Annotated in this window: 23 protein-coding genes and 1 tRNA gene; 16 read left to right on the forward strand and 8 right to left on the reverse strand. The window is 66.6% G+C overall.

Annotated elements, in window-relative coordinates; genetic code table 11:
* The first annotated feature begins 14 nt into the window (after window positions 1-14).
* Both BAY15_RS12865 and BAY15_RS12870 read left to right on the forward strand, forming a co-directional pair.
* Complete coding sequence (locus tag BAY15_RS12865) at window positions 15-512, forward strand: peroxiredoxin (protein ID WP_068853306.1); 498 nt, start codon at window positions 15-17, stop codon at window positions 510-512.
* Window positions 509-1,027 (forward strand): DsbA family protein, encoded by a 519-nt coding sequence (locus BAY15_RS12870; protein ID WP_068853308.1) that lies wholly within the window; start codon window positions 509-511, stop codon window positions 1,025-1,027. Before BAY15_RS12865 ends, BAY15_RS12870 begins: the two co-directional genes overlap by 4 nt.
* 78 nt (window positions 1,028-1,105) lie before the next feature.
* Here BAY15_RS12870 and BAY15_RS12875 read toward each other — a convergent pair whose 3' ends face one another.
* Window positions 1,106-1,924: an AraC family transcriptional regulator gene (locus tag BAY15_RS12875; protein ID WP_068853310.1), complete on the reverse strand. Its 819-nt coding sequence runs from the start codon at window positions 1,922-1,924 to the stop codon at window positions 1,106-1,108.
* 74 nt (window positions 1,925-1,998) lie between these two features.
* On the opposite strand from BAY15_RS12875, the gene BAY15_RS12880 reads away from it, so the two are divergent.
* The 8 genes from BAY15_RS12880 to dxs all read left to right on the forward strand — a co-directional run bounded on the left by BAY15_RS12880 (window position 1,999) and on the right by dxs (window position 9,896).
* Window positions 1,999-3,186 carry a YbfB/YjiJ family MFS transporter gene (locus BAY15_RS12880; RefSeq protein WP_068853312.1) on the forward strand — a complete coding sequence of 396 codons (1,188 nt, stop codon included), beginning with the start codon at window positions 1,999-2,001 and terminating at the stop codon, window positions 3,184-3,186.
* A gap of 162 nt (window positions 3,187-3,348) precedes the next feature.
* Window positions 3,349-3,424, forward strand: a tRNA-Phe gene (locus BAY15_RS12885).
* 110 nt (window positions 3,425-3,534) lie between these two features.
* A complete protein-coding gene (locus BAY15_RS12890; RefSeq protein WP_068853314.1) occupies window positions 3,535-4,002 on the forward strand; it encodes a hypothetical protein in 468 nt (155 codons plus the stop codon).
* Between the two features lie 77 nt (window positions 4,003-4,079).
* Window positions 4,080-4,619 (forward strand): lipocalin family protein, encoded by a 540-nt coding sequence (locus BAY15_RS12895; RefSeq protein WP_068853316.1) that lies wholly within the window; start codon window positions 4,080-4,082, stop codon window positions 4,617-4,619.
* A gap of 182 nt (window positions 4,620-4,801) precedes the next feature.
* Window positions 4,802-5,287 (forward strand): LEA type 2 family protein, encoded by a 486-nt coding sequence (locus BAY15_RS12900; protein ID WP_068853318.1) that lies wholly within the window; start codon window positions 4,802-4,804, stop codon window positions 5,285-5,287.
* A 48-nt stretch (window positions 5,288-5,335) separates the two neighbouring features.
* A complete protein-coding gene (locus BAY15_RS12905; protein WP_068853320.1) occupies window positions 5,336-7,126 on the forward strand; it encodes an acyl-CoA dehydrogenase C-terminal domain-containing protein in 1,791 nt (596 codons plus the stop codon).
* 96 nt (window positions 7,127-7,222) lie between these two features.
* The gene (locus BAY15_RS12910) at window positions 7,223-7,882 is read left to right on the forward strand and encodes an HNH endonuclease (RefSeq protein ID WP_068853322.1); all 660 of its coding nucleotides are present in this window, start codon (window positions 7,223-7,225) and stop codon (window positions 7,880-7,882) included.
* Window positions 7,883-7,997: 115 nt separating this feature from the next.
* Window positions 7,998-9,896, forward strand: coding sequence for a 1-deoxy-D-xylulose-5-phosphate synthase (gene dxs / locus BAY15_RS12915; protein ID WP_068853324.1), 1,899 nt, complete (start codon window positions 7,998-8,000; stop codon window positions 9,894-9,896).
* 30 nt (window positions 9,897-9,926) lie between these two features.
* Here the strand turns inward: dxs and BAY15_RS12920 are convergent, their stop codons facing one another.
* The 4 genes from BAY15_RS12920 to BAY15_RS12935 all read right to left on the reverse strand — a co-directional run bounded on the left by BAY15_RS12920 (window position 9,927) and on the right by BAY15_RS12935 (window position 12,936).
* Window positions 9,927-10,448 (reverse strand): DUF3011 domain-containing protein, encoded by a 522-nt coding sequence (locus BAY15_RS12920; RefSeq protein WP_335743676.1) that lies wholly within the window; start codon window positions 10,446-10,448, stop codon window positions 9,927-9,929.
* A 168-nt stretch (window positions 10,449-10,616) separates the two neighbouring features.
* Window positions 10,617-10,820, reverse strand: coding sequence for a hypothetical protein (locus tag BAY15_RS12925; RefSeq protein ID WP_068853328.1), 204 nt, complete (start codon window positions 10,818-10,820; stop codon window positions 10,617-10,619).
* 110 nt (window positions 10,821-10,930) lie between these two features.
* Entirely contained in the window at window positions 10,931-12,265 is a 1,335-nt protein-coding gene (locus BAY15_RS12930) for a sensor histidine kinase (RefSeq protein ID WP_068853330.1), read from the reverse strand.
* Window positions 12,262-12,936 carry a response regulator transcription factor gene (locus tag BAY15_RS12935; protein ID WP_068853332.1) on the reverse strand — a complete coding sequence of 225 codons (675 nt, stop codon included), beginning with the start codon at window positions 12,934-12,936 and terminating at the stop codon, window positions 12,262-12,264. The genes BAY15_RS12930 and BAY15_RS12935 overlap by 4 nt, the downstream gene beginning before the upstream one ends.
* Window positions 12,937-13,052: 116 nt before the next feature.
* Here BAY15_RS12935 and BAY15_RS12940 point away from each other — a divergent pair, with 116 nt between their 5' ends.
* The 5 genes from BAY15_RS12940 to BAY15_RS12960 all read left to right on the forward strand — a co-directional run bounded on the left by BAY15_RS12940 (window position 13,053) and on the right by BAY15_RS12960 (window position 15,903).
* Window positions 13,053-13,829, forward strand: a complete 777-nt coding sequence (locus BAY15_RS12940; RefSeq protein ID WP_068853334.1) for a MipA/OmpV family protein — start codon at window positions 13,053-13,055, stop codon at window positions 13,827-13,829.
* Between the two features lie 2 nt (window positions 13,830-13,831).
* Window positions 13,832-14,059: a hypothetical protein gene (locus BAY15_RS12945; protein WP_068853336.1), complete on the forward strand. Its 228-nt coding sequence runs from the start codon at window positions 13,832-13,834 to the stop codon at window positions 14,057-14,059.
* Window positions 14,056-14,478 carry a hypothetical protein gene (locus BAY15_RS12950; RefSeq protein WP_141236189.1) on the forward strand — a complete coding sequence of 141 codons (423 nt, stop codon included), beginning with the start codon at window positions 14,056-14,058 and terminating at the stop codon, window positions 14,476-14,478. Before BAY15_RS12945 ends, BAY15_RS12950 begins: the two co-directional genes overlap by 4 nt.
* A gap of 97 nt (window positions 14,479-14,575) precedes the next feature.
* Window positions 14,576-15,058 (forward strand): hypothetical protein, encoded by a 483-nt coding sequence (locus BAY15_RS12955; protein ID WP_068853340.1) that lies wholly within the window; start codon window positions 14,576-14,578, stop codon window positions 15,056-15,058.
* Between the two features lie 74 nt (window positions 15,059-15,132).
* Window positions 15,133-15,903 (forward strand): transporter, encoded by a 771-nt coding sequence (locus BAY15_RS12960; protein WP_068853342.1) that lies wholly within the window; start codon window positions 15,133-15,135, stop codon window positions 15,901-15,903.
* 65 nt (window positions 15,904-15,968) lie between these two features.
* Here BAY15_RS12960 and BAY15_RS12965 read toward each other — a convergent pair whose 3' ends face one another.
* Window positions 15,969-16,142: a DUF1328 domain-containing protein gene (locus tag BAY15_RS12965; RefSeq protein ID WP_068853344.1), complete on the reverse strand. Its 174-nt coding sequence runs from the start codon at window positions 16,140-16,142 to the stop codon at window positions 15,969-15,971.
* A gap of 283 nt (window positions 16,143-16,425) precedes the next feature.
* On the opposite strand from BAY15_RS12965, the gene BAY15_RS19635 reads away from it, so the two are divergent.
* Window positions 16,426-16,557 carry a hypothetical protein gene (locus BAY15_RS19635; RefSeq protein WP_255220457.1) on the forward strand — a complete coding sequence of 44 codons (132 nt, stop codon included), beginning with the start codon at window positions 16,426-16,428 and terminating at the stop codon, window positions 16,555-16,557.
* Between the two features lie 16 nt (window positions 16,558-16,573).
* Here BAY15_RS19635 and BAY15_RS12970 read toward each other — a convergent pair whose 3' ends face one another.
* Both BAY15_RS12970 and BAY15_RS12975 read right to left on the reverse strand, forming a co-directional pair.
* On the reverse strand, window positions 16,574-16,969 hold the full coding sequence (locus BAY15_RS12970; protein ID WP_068853346.1) for a response regulator: 396 nt from the start codon (window positions 16,967-16,969) through the stop codon (window positions 16,574-16,576).
* Window positions 16,966-17,970: an HWE histidine kinase domain-containing protein gene (locus BAY15_RS12975; protein ID WP_068854711.1), complete on the reverse strand. Its 1,005-nt coding sequence runs from the start codon at window positions 17,968-17,970 to the stop codon at window positions 16,966-16,968. Before BAY15_RS12975 ends, BAY15_RS12970 begins: the two co-directional genes overlap by 4 nt.
* Window positions 17,971-18,053: the final 83 nt, after the last annotated feature.

Below are 18,053 nucleotides of genomic sequence, written 5' to 3' on the forward strand. Positions count from 1 at the left end.
AGCAGGAGGCTGTCATGTCCGCTGCACCCCGCGTTTCGTTGCCCATTGGCGCGCCCGCGCCCGCGTTTCAGTTGCCCGCCACCCCGGACCAGCGCGTCAGCCTGGACGAGCTGCGCGGCCACCCGGTGATCCTGGCGTTCTACCCCGCCGACTGGAGCCCGGTCTGCGGCGACCAGCTGGCGCTGTACAACCAGCTGCTGCCCGAGTTCCACCGCAGCGGCGCGCAGCTGGTGGGCATCTCCGTGGATGGGGTGTGGTGCCACGCCGCGTTCGCCGAACAACGCCACCTGCACTTTCCCTTGCTGGCCGATTTCGAGCCAAAAGGCGAGGTAGCCCGCCGCTACGGCGTGTACCGCGAACAGGACGGCGTCTGCGAGCGCGCGCTGTTCGTGATCGATGCCGAGGGCATCGTGCGCTGGAGCTACATCTCTCCCCTGGGCATCAATCCCGGCGCCGACGGCATCCTGGAAGCGCTGGCGCAACTTCCCTCCACTGCAGGAGCAGCGTCATGAAAGGTCTGTCGATTCCCGTCAGCGCGCAGGACCACAGCCAGGGTCCGGCCGATGCGCCCATCACCCTGGTCGAGTACGGCGACTACCAATGCCCGTACTGCGGCGAGGCGTATCCCATGCTCAAAGCGGTGCAGCAGGCATTGGGCGACCGGATGCGCTTTGTGTTCCGCAACTTCCCCATTTCCGAAATCCACCCGAACGCGCTGCCGGCTGCGCGTTTTGCCGAAGCGGCCGCTGACGCGGGGTTGTTCTGGGAAGCGCATGACCTGCTCTACCAGCGCCAGGATGCATTGAGCGCGCGCGACCTGCAGGCCTACGCCAAGCAGCTTGGAGTGGACCCCGCGTTGCTGCAGGCCGCCGACAACGGCGCGTTCGATGACCGCATCGAACGCGACTTCATGGGCGGCGTGCGCAGCGGCGTCAACGGCACCCCGTGCCTTTTCATCAATGGGGTGCGCTACGACGGCGCCCGCGATGTGGACAGCCTGGTTGACGTATTGACCGAACGCGCGTGATCCGTTCCGCCGGCGCGCCGGGGTCTCCCCTCCCCCACCCCGGGCGCGCCGGCACCTGCCGGGGACCGACCGCTGCGCTCAGCCCGGTTGTCGTGCCCTTCGCCATTGCAACGGGCTCATGCCCGTCTCGACGCGGAACATGTAGTTGAACGCGGATGCCGAGGCATAGCCCAGCTCATGCGCGATCGCCGTCGGCGAACGCCCCTGCGCCAGCCACTCGATCGCGCGCAGCAGGCGCAGCCGCGTGCGCCACGTGCGCAGGCTCATGCCGGTCTCGCGCTCGAAATGCCGCGCCAGCGTGCGCGGCGACGCGCCCAACAGCCGTGCCCACTCGTCCACGCCGCGCGCATCACCGGGCTGGTCGTGCAGTGCCTGGCACCAGCGCTGCAGCCGCGCATCCTGCGGCCACGGCAGGTGGCGCACATGCTGGCGCTGGCGGCGCAGCTGCGTGGTGACCAGCGCGCTCAGATGCGCGTAGTAACCCGCATCGTCTTCCGGCCGCACCTGCCCCAGCTCCACGATCAACTCGCGCAGCAGCGGCGACACATCCAGCACCGCGCACCGGTCGGGCATGCCCAGCGCCGGATCATCGGCCACATACAGGTTGCGAAACGCAGCCGCACTCAAAGCACCGGTGTGATGGACCATGCCGGTAGGCACCCACAGCGCCTGCTGCGGGGTAATCACGTGCCGCGCATTGCGCGCGGTCACCTGCAGCACGCCGTGGGTGGCGAATACCACCTGGTTCCAGTCATGCGCATGCGGCGGGAAACGCTCGCCGGCGGCCAACTCCTGGCTGCGTGCCATCACGGGCCAAGGCAGCGCGCGCAGCGGCGGGACCGGGACTTCCTTCCAGGGGCCGGCGGCGGACGAGCCTTCGTGGCGGCTGATCGACATGATCCGACATTCTATCGAAAGACAGCCGCCGCGCACCTGATCGACCATGGACGCGTCCCTTTCCGGTTCCACGCATGTCCACTTCCCTCGCCTCCTCCACTGCACGGAAACCCTGGCAGGTCATCGCCGCCGGCATCTGCGCGCTGGTGCTCACCGTCGGGCTGGCCCGCTTCGCCTACACCCCGCTGCTGCCCTTGATGCGGGTGGATGCCGGCCTCAGCGCGGCGCAGGGCGGCTGGCTGGCCACCTTCAACTACCTGGGCTACCTGCTCGGCGCCCTGCTGGCGGCGCGCGTGGGCGACATGCAGCAGAAATTCCGCTTCTACCGGATTGGGCTGGTGCTGGCGGTTGCCGCCACAACGCTGATGGGGACCACTACGCAGCCCTGGCTGTGGAGCCTGCTGCGCTTCGTGGCGGGTATGTCCAGCACCGCCGGCCTGCTGCTGGCCTCCGGGCTGGTGCTGAACTGGCTGCTGGCCAACCGGCAACGCCCGCGCCTGGGCCTGCACTTCGCGGGGCTGGGCCTGGGCATCGTGGTCTCCGGGCTGGCCACCGGCCTGCTCGCCGGGCACGCCGACTCCAGTGCGCAATGGCGCTGGCTGGGCCTGCTTGGCCTGCTCTTCCTGTTTCCCGCCTGGTGCTGGATGCCGGCACCCACCCCGACCTCCGCCGCACAGGCCGCACAAGCGCCGCCCCCGCCCAGCCGGCGCTGGCGTCAACTGCTGGTGGCGGCCTATTTCTGCGCCGGCGTCGGCTTCGTGGTCAGCGCCACCTTCATCGTGGCCATCCTCGAACAGACCCCCGCCTTCCGTGGCCACGGCAGCGCGGTGTGGGTGCTGGTGGGACTGGCGGCGGTGCCATCCACGTTCGCCTGGGACCGCATCGCCGCGCGCATCGGCCTGATCCGCGCCCTGATGCTGGCCCTCGCCCTGCAGGCCGCCTCGTTCGTACTGCCGCTGCTGGACAGCGGCCTGGCCGCCGGATTCGGCAGCGCGCTGCTGTTCGGGCTCACCTTCGCCGGCATCGTCAGCCTCACCCTCACCGTGGTCGGCCGCCACTATCCACACAACCCGGCCAAGGCCATGGCCAACCTCACCCTCAGCTATGGGGTAGCGCAGATCCTGGCGCCGGCGCTTGCCGGCACCTTGGCCCGCAGCAGCGGCAGCTACCAGGCGTCGTTGCTGCTGGCGGCCATCTTCATGGCCTTGGGCATCGTGCTGCTGGCCGCCATGCCCGGTGACGCTCACGACCACGCGCGCTGATGAACAGCAATTCATGCGCGGCCCACGCCTGCGATCAAGCACTTAACGCGCCACACCAAGGCCGCAGCAACGAATGTGAAATTTTTTTGTCGAAACGCTTGCCGAACCCCGTAGACCTCCGTATTATTCGCGTCCTCGCCAGCGGCAACGCAGCGATGAAGTGGCCGAGTAGCTCAGTTGGTAGAGCAGGGGATTGAAAATCCCCGTGTCGGCGGTTCGATTCCGTCCTCGGCCACCACAAATCCAAAAGACCTGCAGAAATGCAGGTCTTTTTTTTTGCATTGCTGTAGTGGCATTGCAGGCAGGCACATGCACAATGCGGACACCGTCATTGAACAAGGATGTCCCATGCGCGTTGCCCTGCTTCTGCCGTTGCTGCTGCTCAGTGTTGGTTGTGCGCACCAGAGTGCGATGACCGCACCCAACGCGCCGATGCCGACGGTCACGCCAGGCTGGATCACCCCCGCCGAAGCCGTGTTCGCCGCCAACGAAGATCCGCAGCGCGGCATCAGTGGCACCTTCGTGCTCACGGTCAAGAACACCGACATCACCGAGGACCGCATCTACCTCAACAGCGAACGCGACTACCGCCATCAGCTCTCACTGAACGTGTCGCTGGATGCCGCGCAACGCGAAGCACTGCAGAAGCAGCTGGGCATGCCGCTGGAATACCTGGTCAATCGTCGCCTGCTGGTACAGGGCACGGCCCGCCGCACCACCATCGCGTTCACCCACGATGGCAAGCCCTCCGGCAAGTACTACTTCCAGACCCAGCTCCAGGTAAGCGACCCGCGCCACGTTCGTTTCGCACCCTGATCAGCACCGGCTGACAAAACCTTTACACCCGCCAACGTCCTCCCCCCTAAGCTCGGGCCTCCTGCCGGGAGACACCCATGCGCCTTCGCCCTGCCCTGTTTGCTGCTGCACTGTTGTTGACCTCCGTCACCACCCACGCGGTGGAACCGGTGCGTTCAGTGCCTGCGTTGGACATGGGCCGCTACGCGGGCCAGTGGCATGAAATCGCACACCTGCCGGTGTCGTTCCAGAAGAAATGCGTGGGCGACATCACCGCTACCTACGCGCTGCGCGCCGATGGCCGCATCAGCGTGCACAACGCCTGCCGCACCGGCGATGGCGAGCGCATCGCAGCCGAGGGCGTGGCGCGGCCGGTGGAAGGCGAACCGGGCCAGCTGCAGGTGCGCTTCGTGCCGGACTGGCTGGCCTGGGTGCCGCTGGTATGGGCCGACTACTGGGTGATCGCGCTGGACCCGGATTACCAGTGGGCGGTGGTGGGCGACCCGGACCGCAAGTACCTGTGGATCCTGTCGCGCTCGCCGACGATGGACAAGGCCCTGTTTGCCAGCCTCAAGGCCCGGGCCGAGGCGATGGGCTATGACCTTGCGCCCCTGAAGGTGATGGCCCCGGTGGATTGATCGCCGGCGCGCCTGAAACCTGAATGCACCTTCGCTTGTCTTAGGATGCGTATCGACCAACGGTCGATACCTACCGGCCTGTGTCCCACGGCCGGTAGCAGCCGCACCCCCTACACCCGCACAACTACCATACGCCGTAGTATGCTCTTACCTACGCGGCACCTGCACGAGGATTTGCGCCCATGTTCCACCGCCTCCGTACCGTTCTTACCGTTGCCCTGCTGGCCGGCACCGCCGTTGCGCTGACCGCCTGCAACACCAACGTCAAGCGCGTCTCGCCGCCGGCTGCCAGCGTGCAGCAGCTGACCGTGGGCGCCAACGGCAACTGGACCCTGGCCCTGCGCCTGCAGAACTTCAGCTCCATGCCCATGACCTTCGACAGCGTGGAGCTGCAGATGCAGGTGGGCGACCAGGATGCCGGCAAGGTGAGCGCACGCCCGGCCATCTCCATCGGCGGCGTCTCGGCCGATGTCATCAACGTGGAACTGCAGCCCTCCTCGGCCGCGCGCATCGTGGTGGCCGACGCCCTGGCCGGCAACCGCACCCTGGGCTATTCGCTCAAGGGCACCGTGGCCGCCACCCCGCAGGAAAAGAAGCAGCGCAGCTTCGAGATCGACAGCCGCAGCACCCTCAACCAGGCCCCCGGCCTGCCCGGCGTGCTGCGCTGACCCCTATACCGCTTCCACCTGATCCCCGCATCTGATCGAGACCTGACGATGAGCAGCTACACCGCCCCGCTTTCCGATATCCGCTTCGCCCTGCATGACGTGTTGAAGGTGGAGCCGCTGTTTGCCCGCCTGGGTTTCGCCGATGCCACCACCGACGTGGTCGATGCGGTGCTGGAGGAAGCCGGCCGCTTCAGCACCAGCGTGCTGGCGCCGCTCAACAGCGTGGGCGATGAAATCGGCTGCGTGCTCGACCAGGCCAGCGGCGAAGTAACCACCCCACCCGGCTTCAAGCAGGCTTACGCGCAGTTCGTCGATGGCGGCTGGACCGGCCTCACCGCTGCCCCCGAACTGGGCGGCCAGGGCCTGCCGCACACGCTGGGCGTGCCGCTCAATGAAATGATCAACGCCGCCAACCTGGCGTGGGGCAACTTCCCGCTGCTCTCGCATGGCGCCATTGAAGCGCTCAAGCAGCACGGCGAAGCCTGGCAGCAGGATGCGTTCCTCAAGCCGCTGATCGAGGGCCGCTGGACCGGCACCATGTGCCTGACCGAACCGCATTGCGGCACCGACCTGGGCCTGCTCAAGACCAAGGCCGAACCCAATGCCGATGGCAGCTATTCCATCACCGGCACCAAGATATTCATCACCGCCGGCGAACACGACCTCACCGACAACATCGTGCACCTGGTGCTGGCCAAGCTGCCCGACGCGCCGGCCGGTGCAAAGGGCATTTCGCTGTTCGTCACCCCGAAGTTCAAGGTCGACCGTGACGGCAACGTCGGCGAGCGCAACGCGCTGCGCTGCGGCTCGATCGAACACAAGATGGGCATCAAGGGTTCGGTTACCTGCGTGATGAACTTCGACGGCGCCGAAGGCTACCTGGTCGGCCAGCCGCACAAGGGCCTGCAGGCCATGTTTACCATGATGAACACCGCGCGCCTGGGCGTGGGCCTGCAGGGCATCGGCCTGTCCGAGCGCGCCTACCAGAACGCACTGAAGTACGCGCGTGAACGCCTGCAGTCGCGTTCGCTGAGCGGCCCGAAGAACCCGGACAAGCCGGCCGACCCGATCCTGGTCCACCCGGACGTGCGCCGCATGCTGCTCTCGATCAAGTCGCTGGTGGAAGGCAGCCGCCTGCTTGCGCTGCACGCGGCCACCCTGATCGACGTGGCGCACCACGCCGACGATGCCGGCGAACGCGAGCGCGCCGAGACCCTGGTGAGCTTCCTCACCCCGATCTCCAAGGCCTGCCAGACCGAATGGGGCATCGAGAACACCTACAACGCCCTGCAGTGCTTCGGTGGCCACGGCTACATCCACGAGCACGGCATGGAGCAGCTGGCCCGCGATGCACGCATCACGACGCTGTACGAAGGCACCACCGGCATCCAGGCGCTGGACCTGATCGGCCGCAAGACCGCCGCCAGCCAGGGCGCCGGGCTGAAGCTGATGCTGGCCGAGATCGAGGCCTTCGCCAAGGCCAACGAAGGCAACGAAGCGCTGGCCGAGTTCATCGCCCCGCTGCGCGCCAAGGCCCAGGAATGGGGCCAGTTGACCATGGCGACGCTGCAGCGCGCGGCCACTAATCCGGACGAACTGGGCGCGGCCAGCTTCGATTACCTGTTCTATTCCGGCTACGTGGTGCTGGCGTACTGGTGGGCGCGCAGCGTGGCCGCCGCTGATGCGTCCGCGCAGAGCGAGGCCTTCAAGCAGGCCAAGCGCGAAACCGCTCGCTTCTACTTCGCCCGCATGCTGCCGCGCACGCTCAGCCATGCCGCAGCAATCCAGGCCGGCGCGGAATCGCTCATGGCCATGGAAGACGCCCGTTTCGGGGAGTGAAGGCCCGAACGCCCCCTTGATGATCAAGGGGGCGTGGGTAGGGACGCTCGCGCCCATACCCAAATTGCAACGAATCCGGTATAAGCTGTTTTCCCGATGGAGACAGACACTACGAGCTTAGGTCTGATCGATACCGGAGCCTCGTCCGCCCCGGTCGCCGAGGTATCGCCGATCGTTTCCCTGCATCGGCCCGGCAGCGTCCGGTTATTGTCCCTGGACGCCCATGGCCGCGTACTGGACTGGATCAACTGGCAGGACGCCGCCTGCCTCTACTCGCGCGATGCCGTTGCCTGGACCCTGGGCGATCCCTGCCTGCACATCCACGGTGGCATCAACCGCCTGACCGGCCTGCAGAGCGGGGTTGACCTGCACCCGATCATCGCCGCGCGCGGCCACGCCCGTTCCCGTGCCATCGATCCCACCCCGAACCTGTCCAACCAGGCGCTGTTCGCGCGCGATGCGCACCTGTGCCTGTACTGCGGCCAACAGTTCCACCGCCCGCAGCTGACCCGCGACCACGTCATGCCCCTGTCCAAGGGCGGACTGGACGTATGGGAAAACGTGGTCAGCGCCTGCTTCCACTGCAACTCGCGCAAGAGCGACCGCACCCCGCAGCAGGCCGGCATGCCCTTGCTGGCCGTGCCTTACCGGCCCAGCTGGATCGAACACATGATCCTCTCCAACCGCAACATCCTGGCCGACCAGATGGCGTTCCTGAAGGCGCAGCTGCCCAAACGTTCCAAGCTCGCCGCCTGAACCTGCGACACGTTGTCGCAGGGCACCCTCACCCTTTGCTCACTGGTAGAGCGGTTTGCTTGCCCCACCCCGGTTTGGGGGCGAAAATAGGCGCTTGAGAAGAAGCGCGATAAAAATGATCGATTCCGCACGCTATCCCCGCCTGTCGCGCATCCAGAACCCGGATGACCTGCGCAGGTTCGAAGAATCCGAACTGCCCGCCATCGCGGATGAACTGCGTGCCTACCTGATCGAATCGGTGGGCAAGAGTGGCGGCCATTTCGGCGCCGGCCTGGGCGTGATCGAACTCACCGTGGCCCTGCACTACCTGTACCAGACCCCGGTCGACCAGCTGGTGTGGGACGTGGGCCACCAGACCTACCCGCACAAGATCCTGACCGGCCGCCGCGACGAGATCCACACCGTCAAGCAGAAGGATGGCGTGGCGCCGTTCCCCAAGCGCGAGGAAAGCGAATACGACACCTTCGGTGTCGGCCATTCCTCCACCTCCATCTCGGCCGCGCTGGGCATGGCCATCGCGCGCCAGCTCGAGGGCGACGACCGCAAGGTGGTGGCGGTGATCGGCGATGGCGCGATGACCGCCGGCATGGCCTATGAGGCACTCAACCATGCCGGTGGCATGGAGCAGGAACCGAACCTGCTGGTGATCCTCAACGACAACAACATGTCGATCTCCGAAGCGGTGGGCGGGCTGACCAAGATGCTCGGCCGGGCCACCGGCAGCCGCACGCTCAATGCGCTGCGCGAAGGCGGCAAGCGGATCCTGGGCGACAAGAAGAAATCCCCGTCGGCACGCTTCGTCAAGCGCTGGGAAGAACACTGGAAGGGCATGTTCGTGCCGTCCACCTTCTTCGAGGAAATGGGCTTCCATTACACCGGCCCCATCGATGGCCACGACGTGCCTGCGCTGGTGGCCACGCTGAAGACGCTCAAGGGCCTGAAGGGCCTGAAGCTGCTGCACGTGATGACCACCAAGGGCAAGGGCTACGAGCGCGCCGAGGGTGACCAGATCGGTTACCACGCGGTGGGCCCGTTCGACCCGGACAAGGGCCTGATCGCCAAGGGCGGCGCCAAGAAGCCCACCTACACCGATGTGTTCAGCGACTGGCTGTGCGATGCCGCCGCCGCCGAACCGCGCCTGCTGGGCATCACCCCGGCCATGCGCGAAGGCTCTGGCCTGGTGCGTTTCAGCAAGGAATACCCGGAGCGCTACCACGACGTGGCCATTGCCGAGCAGCACGCGGTCACGCTGGCCGCGGGCATGGCCACGCAGGGCGCCAAGCCGGTGGTGGCGATCTACTCCACCTTCCTGCAGCGCGCCTACGACCAGCTGGTGCATGACGTGGCCGTACAGAAGCTGGATGTGCTGTTCGCCATCGACCGCGCCGGCGTGGTCGGCCCGGACGGCGCCACCCATGCGGGCAACCTGGACCTGAGCTTCCTGCGCTGCGTGCCGCACATGGTGGTGATGGCCCCGGCCGACGAAGCCGAATGCCGGCAGATGCTCAGCACCGGCCTGCAGTACGACGGCCCGGCCGCCGTGCGCTACCCGCGTGGCAGCGGCACCGGCGTGGACGCCGGCAACGACCTGTCCACGCTGGAGATCGGCAAGGCCGACCTGCGCGTGCAGGGCAGCCGCATCGCGCTGCTGGCATTTGGCAGCACCGTGCCGGCCGCCGAAGCGGTGGGCCGCGAGCTGGGCCTGAGCGTGGTCAACATGCGCTTCATCAAGCCGCTGGACCGTGCGCTGCTGCTGGAGCTGGCCAAGACCCATCAGGGCTTCGTGACCATCGAAGACAACGTGGTGGCCGGTGGCGCTGGGTCCGGCGTGGCCGAGCTGCTCAATGCAGAAGACGTGCTGCGCCCGTTCCTGCACCTGGGCCTGCCGGACAGCTTCCAGCACCATGCCAGCCGCGAAGACCTGCTGGCCGAAGCGGGGATTGATGCCGCGGGTATCCGTGCCGCCGTGTTGAAGCGTTGGCCGAATCTTGGCAGCCAGGCGCTGAGCGCCTGACCCCGAATGCCGCGCGGGGGCGTTACGCCCTTACCGGATTTCGAATTCCGCGCGGCAACCGCCGTTGACCCAGACGCCATCGCGGTTCCAGCCCCAGGTGCGGCCTTCCACGCAGGCACTGCGTGAGGTCTGGCGGATCAGCCGGGCCTCGCGGCGGATGCTGACGTTGCAACGGCGCATGCGGTTGTCGTTGGAATCGCAGCTGATCACCTGCCCGCGGCCGCCATTGCCCCAGCCACCGCCGTTGTTGCCCCAGCCGTTGCCATTGCCATGCGAGGGCCGCCGGCCTTCGGCCACGAACTCCGCGCGGCAACCCCGGGTGACCCACACGCCGTTGCGTGCCTGGCCCCAGTTGTCGCCCTCGATGCACTGGGTTCCCGACAGCTGGCGCACCAGCCGCGCGCGGCCATCAATCGGGCACTGCTGGGTGCGGCCCTTGATCGATTCGCAGCGTACCGGGCCATCGTTGTAGCCATCGTCACGGTAACGGTCGTACTGCTGCGCTTGGGCAGCAGCGCCTGCAGCCAGCAGCGCCGGCAGCAGCGCCCACACCCACCTGTGCGTTCCATTCGCCATAGAGTTGTTCCTCATGCCTGCCTCGATCCGTTTTGTGAATAGGCACAGGATCAGGCAAGCGAGGCCCTTCGCCTATAGGCCGAAGGTCGCTCATTTCAGGGTCGATTCAACTAGCCAACGCGCAGCTGACCGGTTCCGGCGGGCTCAGCCGTAGCGGACCACATCGACAAACGCGTCTTCCACTTCCACCCGCACGCCAACGCTGCGCCCGGTTTCCGCGTGTTGCTCGCGGGCCAGGTTGTCGGCGAAATCGAAGGCCACCGCGCCTTCGGCGAAGGCGGCGGCTTCATTGCGGCTGGGGTCAAGAACGCACCAGCGGTGGTCAGCGTGCTTCACGGTAATGTTCATGGTGCACTCCGGGGGATATCCCTGACCCGCACCATACGGCTGACGCCGACACCGAACTATCGGATTAGTCTGATATTGGTATCCGCCCTATACCCGGCACCGCACTTTCCCTATACCACCGGCAAGGTCATCACAAACCGTGCACCGCCGCTGGCCGCCTCTTCGGCCACGATGCTGCCGCCGTGGCGCAGCATGATCTCGCGCGCCAGGTACAGCCCCAGCCCGCTGCCGCTGCCACTGGGGCGCAGCCGGTGGAACGGTTCGAAGATCGATTGCCGGGCCTGCTCGGGCACGCCATCGCCCTCGTCACTCACCGACAGCACCCCGCCGGCCTGCAGTTCGACCACCACCAGGCCACGCCCGCCGCCGTGGGCGATGGCGTTCTGCAGCAGCCCGCTGATCACCCGGTGCAGCGCATCGGGATCGCCCAGCACCCACACCGGCGCCTCCGGTGCCTCCACCGCGAATTCGTAGCCGGCGTCGATCAGAAGTGGCGCCACATCGGCGGCGACCTCGCCGGTCAACGCGGCCAGGTCGATGCGCTGGTGCTGGCTGCGGTGGTGATCCAGCCGCTGCAGGTCCAGCAGCTGTTCGGCGATGTTGCTCAGCCGGCCCAGGTCGCGCTGCAGGCGCGAACGCACCTGCCCCGGCGGCAGGTCGGCAATGCGCGTGGCCAGGATCGCAATGGGCATGCGCAGCTCATGCGCCGCGCCCACCAGGAAGCGATCCTGCGCATCGTAGCTCTCGCCAATGCGCCGCACGGCTGCATTGAATGCATCCACCAGCGGCACGATCTCGCGCGGTACGGCGTGGGTATCCAGGCCGCGCCCGCGTTCGGTGATCTGGATCGCCGCGGCCTGCGCCGCGACCCGGTTCACCCCGCGCAGCGAGCGATGAATTGCCCACGGCGCCACCACCAGCGTGATCACGATCAGCGGCAGGGTGATCCAGCCGCCCAGGTAGCCGATCACCACCAGCATCTGCCGCCACAGGCCGCGATGCGGAATGCCGCCCAGCATCACGTGGATGCGGCCGCCATCGGGCTCGGTCACCCACACCCGCATCGCCAGCTCCACCCCGTGCGTGCGCGTGCGCACATCGGTGGGCTCCACGTGCTGCAGCTGCTGCACGAGTGGGCGGAACGCGGCCGGTACGGTGCCCTGCTCCAGCGTCCGGCCCTGCTCATCGGCGGCGGCGAACCAGAACGTGGCCGGGCGGTCAGGTACCGCTTCGTTGACCGCATCCCAATCCACGCGCAGCGCATCGCCCTCCACATGGATCGCCTCGGCCACCGATTGGCTGGTTTTCCAGTCGATATACGCCGCGCCACGGTCGCCGTACATCAACACCATGCCGGTCAGGCCCACCGCCACCATGGTCATCTGGATCAGGCAGATCTTCCAGGCCAGGCTGAAGGACAGCGAGCCGGGTTTGAGGAATTTCATGCCGTTTCCTTGAGCAGGTAGCCAATGCCGCGCATCACGTGGATTTCCACCTGCGCATCGGCATCGGCCAGCGCGCGGCGCAGCTTGGAAACGTGTGCATCGAGCGCGTTGGACTGGATCTCATCATCGAAGCCATACACCGCTTCCTGCAGCGCCGCGCGCGCCACCGTGCGGCCCTGGCGCAGCGCAAGTGCTTCCAGCACCAGCAGCTGGCGACGCGGCAGTGCCAGCAGCGCGCCGGCCACGCTGGCCTGGCGTGCCACGAAATCAAACTGCAGCCGTCCCAGCGCCAGCACCGGCAGGGTGATCTGCGCCGGCCGCCGCGAAATCGCGCGGATCCGCGCCAGCAGCTCTTCCACCGCGAACGGTTTGGTCAGGTAATCGTCGGCGCCCACATCCAGCCCGACCACGCGGTCGGCCACCGAATCGCGCGCGGTGAGCATGATCACCGGCAGGTTGGGAATGTGGCTGCGTGCCACCCGCACGAAATTGGCGCCATCGCCATCGGGCAGCTGCCGGTCCAGCAGCAGCACCTGGTGTACGCCGGATTTCAGCGCTTCGGCGGCCTGCGCCATCGACACCACCAGGTCCACCACCATGCCATGCCGGCCCAGGCTGGCCTGGATGGCGCCTGCCAGTTCGGGGTCGTCTTCGAGCAGCAGGATGCGCATGGCAATACGGGCAACAGGGGTGATGGGCGCCGATGGTACCGCGCTGGCCGGCGCAACGTTCCCACAATGTCCGGGGGACATCATGGGCGTTTGATCGTCCCCCAGGAGCAGTACCCATGCAGATCGGTTCACGGAAGGCAGCAACGGCAGGCATCACCCTGCTGGGCCTGCTGGCCAGCGGCAGCGTGCTGGCCCAGGCCGCCCCCGGCGAAAGACCCCGCAGCAGCCTGGGATTGGCCGTGGTAGCGCAGAAATCTCCCTACGCCGGCTATGACACCGACGTGCTGCCCGTACCGGTCATCAATTACGAAGGCAGGAAGTTCCATTTCCGTGGCGGCAGCATCGGCTACACCCTGTTCGACAACGAGAAAACCGAAGTCTCGCTGCTGGCCCAGCCGCACGTGATGCGCTTCAAGCGCAAGGACACCGATGACCTGCAGCTGCGCCAGCTCGACAACCGCAACCTCTCGGCGATGGCAGGTGCCGCCGTGCGCCATACCGCACCGTGGGGCGTGCTGCAGGGCAACGTGCTGGCCGAAGTGAGCGGCCACGGCGGCGGCGTGGCGGCCGATGCCAAGTACGCCTACCCGATTCCAACCGGCAAGGTCGTGCTGATTCCCGGCGTGGGCGTGAACTATGCCAGCAGCGCGCTCAACGATTACTACTTCGGCATCAGTGCCGAGGAAGCGCAGCGCAGCGGCCTGGCCCGTTACAGGGCCGGCAGCGGCGTGGCGCCGTACATGGATGTCACCGCGCTGATGCCGCTGGGCGCGCACTGGACCGCCACCGCATCTTTGCGCCGCACCCTGCTTTCCAGCGCGGTGAAGGACAGCCCGATGACCCGGGGCGACCACATGGATACCGCGCTGCTGGCGCTCACTTACGGATTCTGACCATGCGCGAAGGGATCGTACGCCGTGTCGCCAACGTAGCACTGCAGATCGAGCCGGACCGCACCCAGGTACTGCAATGGATCCTGCATGCCCCACTGGCCGCCCTGGGCGGCCACACCACCTTCGAACTGGCCTGCAACGGCCAGGGCGAACGGGTAATTGAACTGCTGCATGGGGTGCTCGCGCAGGCGGGCACCACGCCGCCGCAACTACCGCAGGCACCCACATGAGCCGACCTTTCCCGATGCTGAGCACTGAAGACCCTGCAGATGCACCGGCGCTGGTTGCCGCGCTGGTCTCCTTCGACCAGGCCGTACAGGCGCTGATCGAACAGGATCCGGATCGCCATGGACGCTTTTCCCGCGCCTATGTCACCGCCATTTTCCGTGCGTGCCTGCTGCCGCCCGAACCGGGTGCCGGTGTACCGCGCGGACGGCCGGATCCGGAAATCGCCCAGGCCCTGAAGCGGTGGATCCAGGAGCAGTTGCTGCGCCACCCCGGCGAAGGCGACGACCACCGCCTCACCGCCGCGCGGCGCGCCGCGCACGGCTTCTGGTTGCAGTCCATGGCCTGCCCGATCGACGATGACGGGCAGCCGCGTGCCGCCAGGTTGCTGGAAGGCCTGCTGGCGCTGACCCGCCCGGCGTAGTCCGCCCGGTGGGGCAGTTTGCGACTTGTTGCGTTGAAAACCGGCGTGGGCGGGATCACTGTCCGGTTTCCCTTCCAGCGCAGCGGACGCACTGCCCATGCGAGTTCCTTCCGATATCCCACCGCCCCTCCCACCGCGCATTGAATCGCCCACCCCGCTCGCCGAGGCGGTCTGCGCCGATGCGCCGGGCTGGCAGGAAGCGGCCGACGCGTTGGATGCGATGACGCCTTCGGCCGCCGACGACCACGACAGCGCGCACGACCATGAGCATGAAGAAGGCGGCAGGCGACAGGACCCGCAGTGGTTTGATCCGGAAGAGGAAGAGACCACCCCGCCGTTGGACCACGAGGTGGCACGCCGGCCGGAACTGAGCAATGGTTTCTGGGTGCTGCCCGATCCGCGCACGCTCCTGCCGCGCGTGCATGCACAGAGCCGCAGCCCATTGGTCGCCGAACCCTCACGCGTCCTGTCGGCGGACCTGCCCGGCCAGCGCCACATGCGGCAAGGCCTGGATGACAGCGATGACGATGCTCGCCGTGAGAAAGACGCAGGCCAGGATGACGGCCGCGCTACCGACTGACCGCCGCGACATCCTCACGGCGCGTTGCCGGCGCCTCGCTAGGCTGCAGCTGTTTCCCAACCGCAGGTGTGGCGATGCGTGGTGTGATGGCGGTGATGTTGCTGGCGCTGGCCGCGCCCGCGTGGGCGCAGCAGGACGAGGCGGAAACACCAGCGTTCGACCGCCCGGGGTTGGGATTCTCCGCCTCGGTGCTCCCGCGCGGCGGCGCCGCACTGGAACTGGGGCTGCCCAGCTACGAACGCGACCGCGATGACGACGGCACGCGCACCACGCAATACGGCACCGACCTGCTGCTGCGCGCGGGCCTGGGCACCAACCTGGAACTGCAGGCGTTCGGGAGCCCCTGGAACCGCCTGCGCGAAGCCCCGCGCAATGCGCCCTCCACCACGACGCGTGGCGCAGGCGACAGCGGCCTGGCGCTGAAGTTCGCCCTTCCCCTCGATTCAGACACCCATGCTGTCGCACTGCTGGCCAGCACCAGCTTCGATACCGGCTCACGCGACTTCAGCGAAGGCGGCACCCAGTACAACCTCGGCGCGAGCTACGAATACACCTTCAACGACCAGTGGAGCGGCGCGCTGTATGCCAATGCCACGCGCGGCGCGGGCGAAGACGAGTTCACCTGGTCGCCCAGCCTCAGCCTGGCCGTAAGCGACACCGTGAGCACCTACATCGAGGCCGGTTTCACCCGCACCGACGGCGAATCCTCGACCTCGGTGGCCGGTGCAGGCGTGACGTGGATGGCGGCCCGACGGGTGCAGCTGGACGCGTCGTTCGACCTCGGCTTGGACAGCAACAGCCCGGATCTACAGGCGGGGCTGGGCGTTTCGTTCTATTTCGAGTGAACCAAAAAAGCCTGCGCATTGCTGCGCAGGCTTCTTCGGCGGTGTTACACGTTACGACCCTGGGGTCAGGTCACCTTCTTGGCGACCGTCATGCCCAGCAGGAACAGGATGACGGCGATGATGATGCCGGCCCAGAACAGGAACTTGGCCACGCCAATGGCGGCACCGCCAATGCCGGCGAAGCCGAGTGCGCCGGCGATGAGGCCGATGATGGCGAAGATGATGGCCCACTTGATCATGTTGTTCCTTTGCCCGGAATGCGGGTTGACTGACAGGACTCCACGCTAGCGATTGGCGCGTGCCGCAACAGTGAATGGGGCGCGTGAACGGCGTGAAATCGCTACCTCGCAGGTGAAGACGTCCGCTACGTATTCAGCTGCACTTGTAGGGATTTTCCGACGAACGGTAGAGGGCTTTTCGGATCGCCCGCGCGCAAGTTGTTGATTTGTAAGCTCGCTCACGCAGCCTCTCATCACCGCACTGAATGTGTGACCGTTGCCTCAATTTCACCGGCTGGTCACAATGCTGACGTCCCACTACGTCATCAATGCCATGCGCGCATTCGTCACCAAGCAGCATCCCGCCCTGCTCAAGGTCTACTTCGTGGCCTGCTACGTCGTGCTGATTGAAGAAGTGATTCGCGCCGTCGGCTGATTTCGCCGCGCCGTCATCACTGGCCCAGTGTGGGGCGATGGGCAGGCGCGTTGCCGCCACGCTTGCTTCCCTGCAGTTTTTCCAGCGCCTGCTGCAAGGCTGACATCCGGAACGGCTTCTGCAACCCGAACCGATGTTGGAACGCCAGCGGAAGGCTGGATCTGTCATAGCCGGTCAGGAACACGTACGGAATGCCGCGCGACTCCAGCGCCTCGGCGATCGGGAACGACTGCTTCCCGCCCAGATTGATGTCCAGCAGCGCCAGGTCAAAGGGCGTCTGCTCCACGATCCGCAGCGCCGCATCGACGGTGCCCACCGGGCCCACCACTTCGTAGCCCAGCGTCTCCAGCCCGTCCTCGACAAGCATCGCGATGAGCGATTCGTCTTCGACTACCAGGACGCGCGGGCTCACAGGTGCACCTGGACCGCGTCATCGCCGTGCGGTATCGATACCCGATAACGCAGGCCTTCGGGCTCGAACGTGAGCTCCGCATCGCCGCCCAGATCATGCTTGAGGCCGCGCTCGAGCAACCGCGAGCCGAACCCGCGCTGCGCCGGCGGCTGCACCGGGGGGCCATCGCGCTCCTGCCACTCCAGTTCGATAACGTCCTCCCCATCGACCTGACGCTGCCCCCACTCCACCCGCACACGGCCATCGGGCCCGGACAGCGCACCGTGCTTGACCGCGTTGGTGCCCAGCTCATGCAGCGCCATGGCCAGCGCCAGGGCACGGCGGGGATCGAGCCGAACGGGTGCGCCCTGGATATCGAAGCGCTGCCCACCTTCGCCGTGCAGGTCGGCCGTGGCCTGGACCAGATCGTGGATATCGGCGCTGTGCCAGTTTTCCCGGGTCAGCACATCGTGCGCTCCGGCCAAGGCCAGCAAGCGCTCTTCGATCTTCTCGCCCGCGTCGATGATGTTCTGCGCGTTGCGGAAGGTCTGGCGGGTGATTGACTGCACCATGGCCAGCGAGTTCTTCACCCGGTGGTTGAGCTCGTTGATAAGCAGTTGCAGGTGCTGCTCGTGGCGCTTGCGCTCGGTCACATCGCGGGTACTGCCGGCAATGGCCTCCACTTCGCCATCGGGACCAATCACCGGGGTAAAGATGTAGTCATAGATGCGCACGCCCTCGGTGGCGTGCGGAAACGGCACATCACCGCGGATGGGCTGCTTGGTGGCGATCACCCGATCGATTTCCGCATCGTGCATCGCCGCATGCCAGGGCTCGTAGCCGATCTCCAGGCAGGTCTTGCCCATCGCCTCATCCCAGGTCATGCCCCACATGTTCAGCAGCGCCTTGTTGGCGTAGATGAAGCGGTGCTCCAGGTCAAAGACGTAGGACAGATCCGGGGTTGCCTGCAGAAGGGCTTCGTAGATCCGCCATTTGGCGCTGTTGTCTTGCTGTTCCTGCAGCACGGGAGAAAGCCCTGTTCATTTAGGGGAAGCATAGGGGCGGCGGCGTGAAAGTGGGATCACGTTAGCGCTTTGTGAGCGAA

Origin of the sequence: Stenotrophomonas rhizophila (genome assembly GCF_001704155.1) — a bacterium.
Lineage (GTDB): Bacteria > Pseudomonadota > Gammaproteobacteria > Xanthomonadales > Xanthomonadaceae > Stenotrophomonas > Stenotrophomonas rhizophila_A.

Excerpts from the sequence above, each read along its gene's own strand:
- BAY15_RS12965 (WP_068853344.1), bottom strand. The coding sequence starts at position 16,142 with ATGATCAAGTGGGCCATCATCTTCGCCATCATCGGCCTCATCGCCGGC.
- BAY15_RS12955 (WP_068853340.1), top strand. The coding sequence starts at position 14,576 with ATGCGAGTTCCTTCCGATATCCCACCGCCCCTCCCACCGCGCATTGAA.
- BAY15_RS12930 (WP_068853330.1), bottom strand. The coding sequence starts at position 12,265 with ATGAAATTCCTCAAACCCGGCTCGCTGTCCTTCAGCCTGGCCTGGAAG.
- BAY15_RS12940 (WP_068853334.1), top strand. The coding sequence starts at position 13,053 with ATGCAGATCGGTTCACGGAAGGCAGCAACGGCAGGCATCACCCTGCTG.
- BAY15_RS12910 (WP_068853322.1), top strand. The coding sequence starts at position 7,223 with ATGGAGACAGACACTACGAGCTTAGGTCTGATCGATACCGGAGCCTCG.
- BAY15_RS12880 (WP_068853312.1), top strand. The coding sequence starts at position 1,999 with ATGTCCACTTCCCTCGCCTCCTCCACTGCACGGAAACCCTGGCAGGTC.
- BAY15_RS12905 (WP_068853320.1), top strand. The coding sequence starts at position 5,336 with ATGAGCAGCTACACCGCCCCGCTTTCCGATATCCGCTTCGCCCTGCAT.
- BAY15_RS12960 (WP_068853342.1), top strand. The coding sequence starts at position 15,133 with ATGCGTGGTGTGATGGCGGTGATGTTGCTGGCGCTGGCCGCGCCCGCG.
- BAY15_RS12870 (WP_068853308.1), top strand. The coding sequence starts at position 509 with ATGAAAGGTCTGTCGATTCCCGTCAGCGCGCAGGACCACAGCCAGGGT.
- BAY15_RS12890 (WP_068853314.1), top strand. The coding sequence starts at position 3,535 with ATGCGCGTTGCCCTGCTTCTGCCGTTGCTGCTGCTCAGTGTTGGTTGT.
- BAY15_RS12895 (WP_068853316.1), top strand. The coding sequence starts at position 4,080 with ATGCGCCTTCGCCCTGCCCTGTTTGCTGCTGCACTGTTGTTGACCTCC.
- BAY15_RS12865 (WP_068853306.1), top strand. The coding sequence starts at position 15 with ATGTCCGCTGCACCCCGCGTTTCGTTGCCCATTGGCGCGCCCGCGCCC.
- BAY15_RS12925 (WP_068853328.1), bottom strand. The coding sequence starts at position 10,820 with ATGAACATTACCGTGAAGCACGCTGACCACCGCTGGTGCGTTCTTGAC.
- BAY15_RS12935 (WP_068853332.1), bottom strand. The coding sequence starts at position 12,936 with ATGCGCATCCTGCTGCTCGAAGACGACCCCGAACTGGCAGGCGCCATC.
- dxs (WP_068853324.1), top strand. The coding sequence starts at position 7,998 with ATGATCGATTCCGCACGCTATCCCCGCCTGTCGCGCATCCAGAACCCG.
- BAY15_RS19635 (WP_255220457.1), top strand. The coding sequence starts at position 16,426 with ATGCTGACGTCCCACTACGTCATCAATGCCATGCGCGCATTCGTCACC.
- BAY15_RS12945 (WP_068853336.1), top strand. The coding sequence starts at position 13,832 with ATGCGCGAAGGGATCGTACGCCGTGTCGCCAACGTAGCACTGCAGATC.
- BAY15_RS12875 (WP_068853310.1), bottom strand. The coding sequence starts at position 1,924 with ATGTCGATCAGCCGCCACGAAGGCTCGTCCGCCGCCGGCCCCTGGAAG.
- BAY15_RS12950 (WP_141236189.1), top strand. The coding sequence starts at position 14,056 with ATGAGCCGACCTTTCCCGATGCTGAGCACTGAAGACCCTGCAGATGCA.
- BAY15_RS12900 (WP_068853318.1), top strand. The coding sequence starts at position 4,802 with ATGTTCCACCGCCTCCGTACCGTTCTTACCGTTGCCCTGCTGGCCGGC.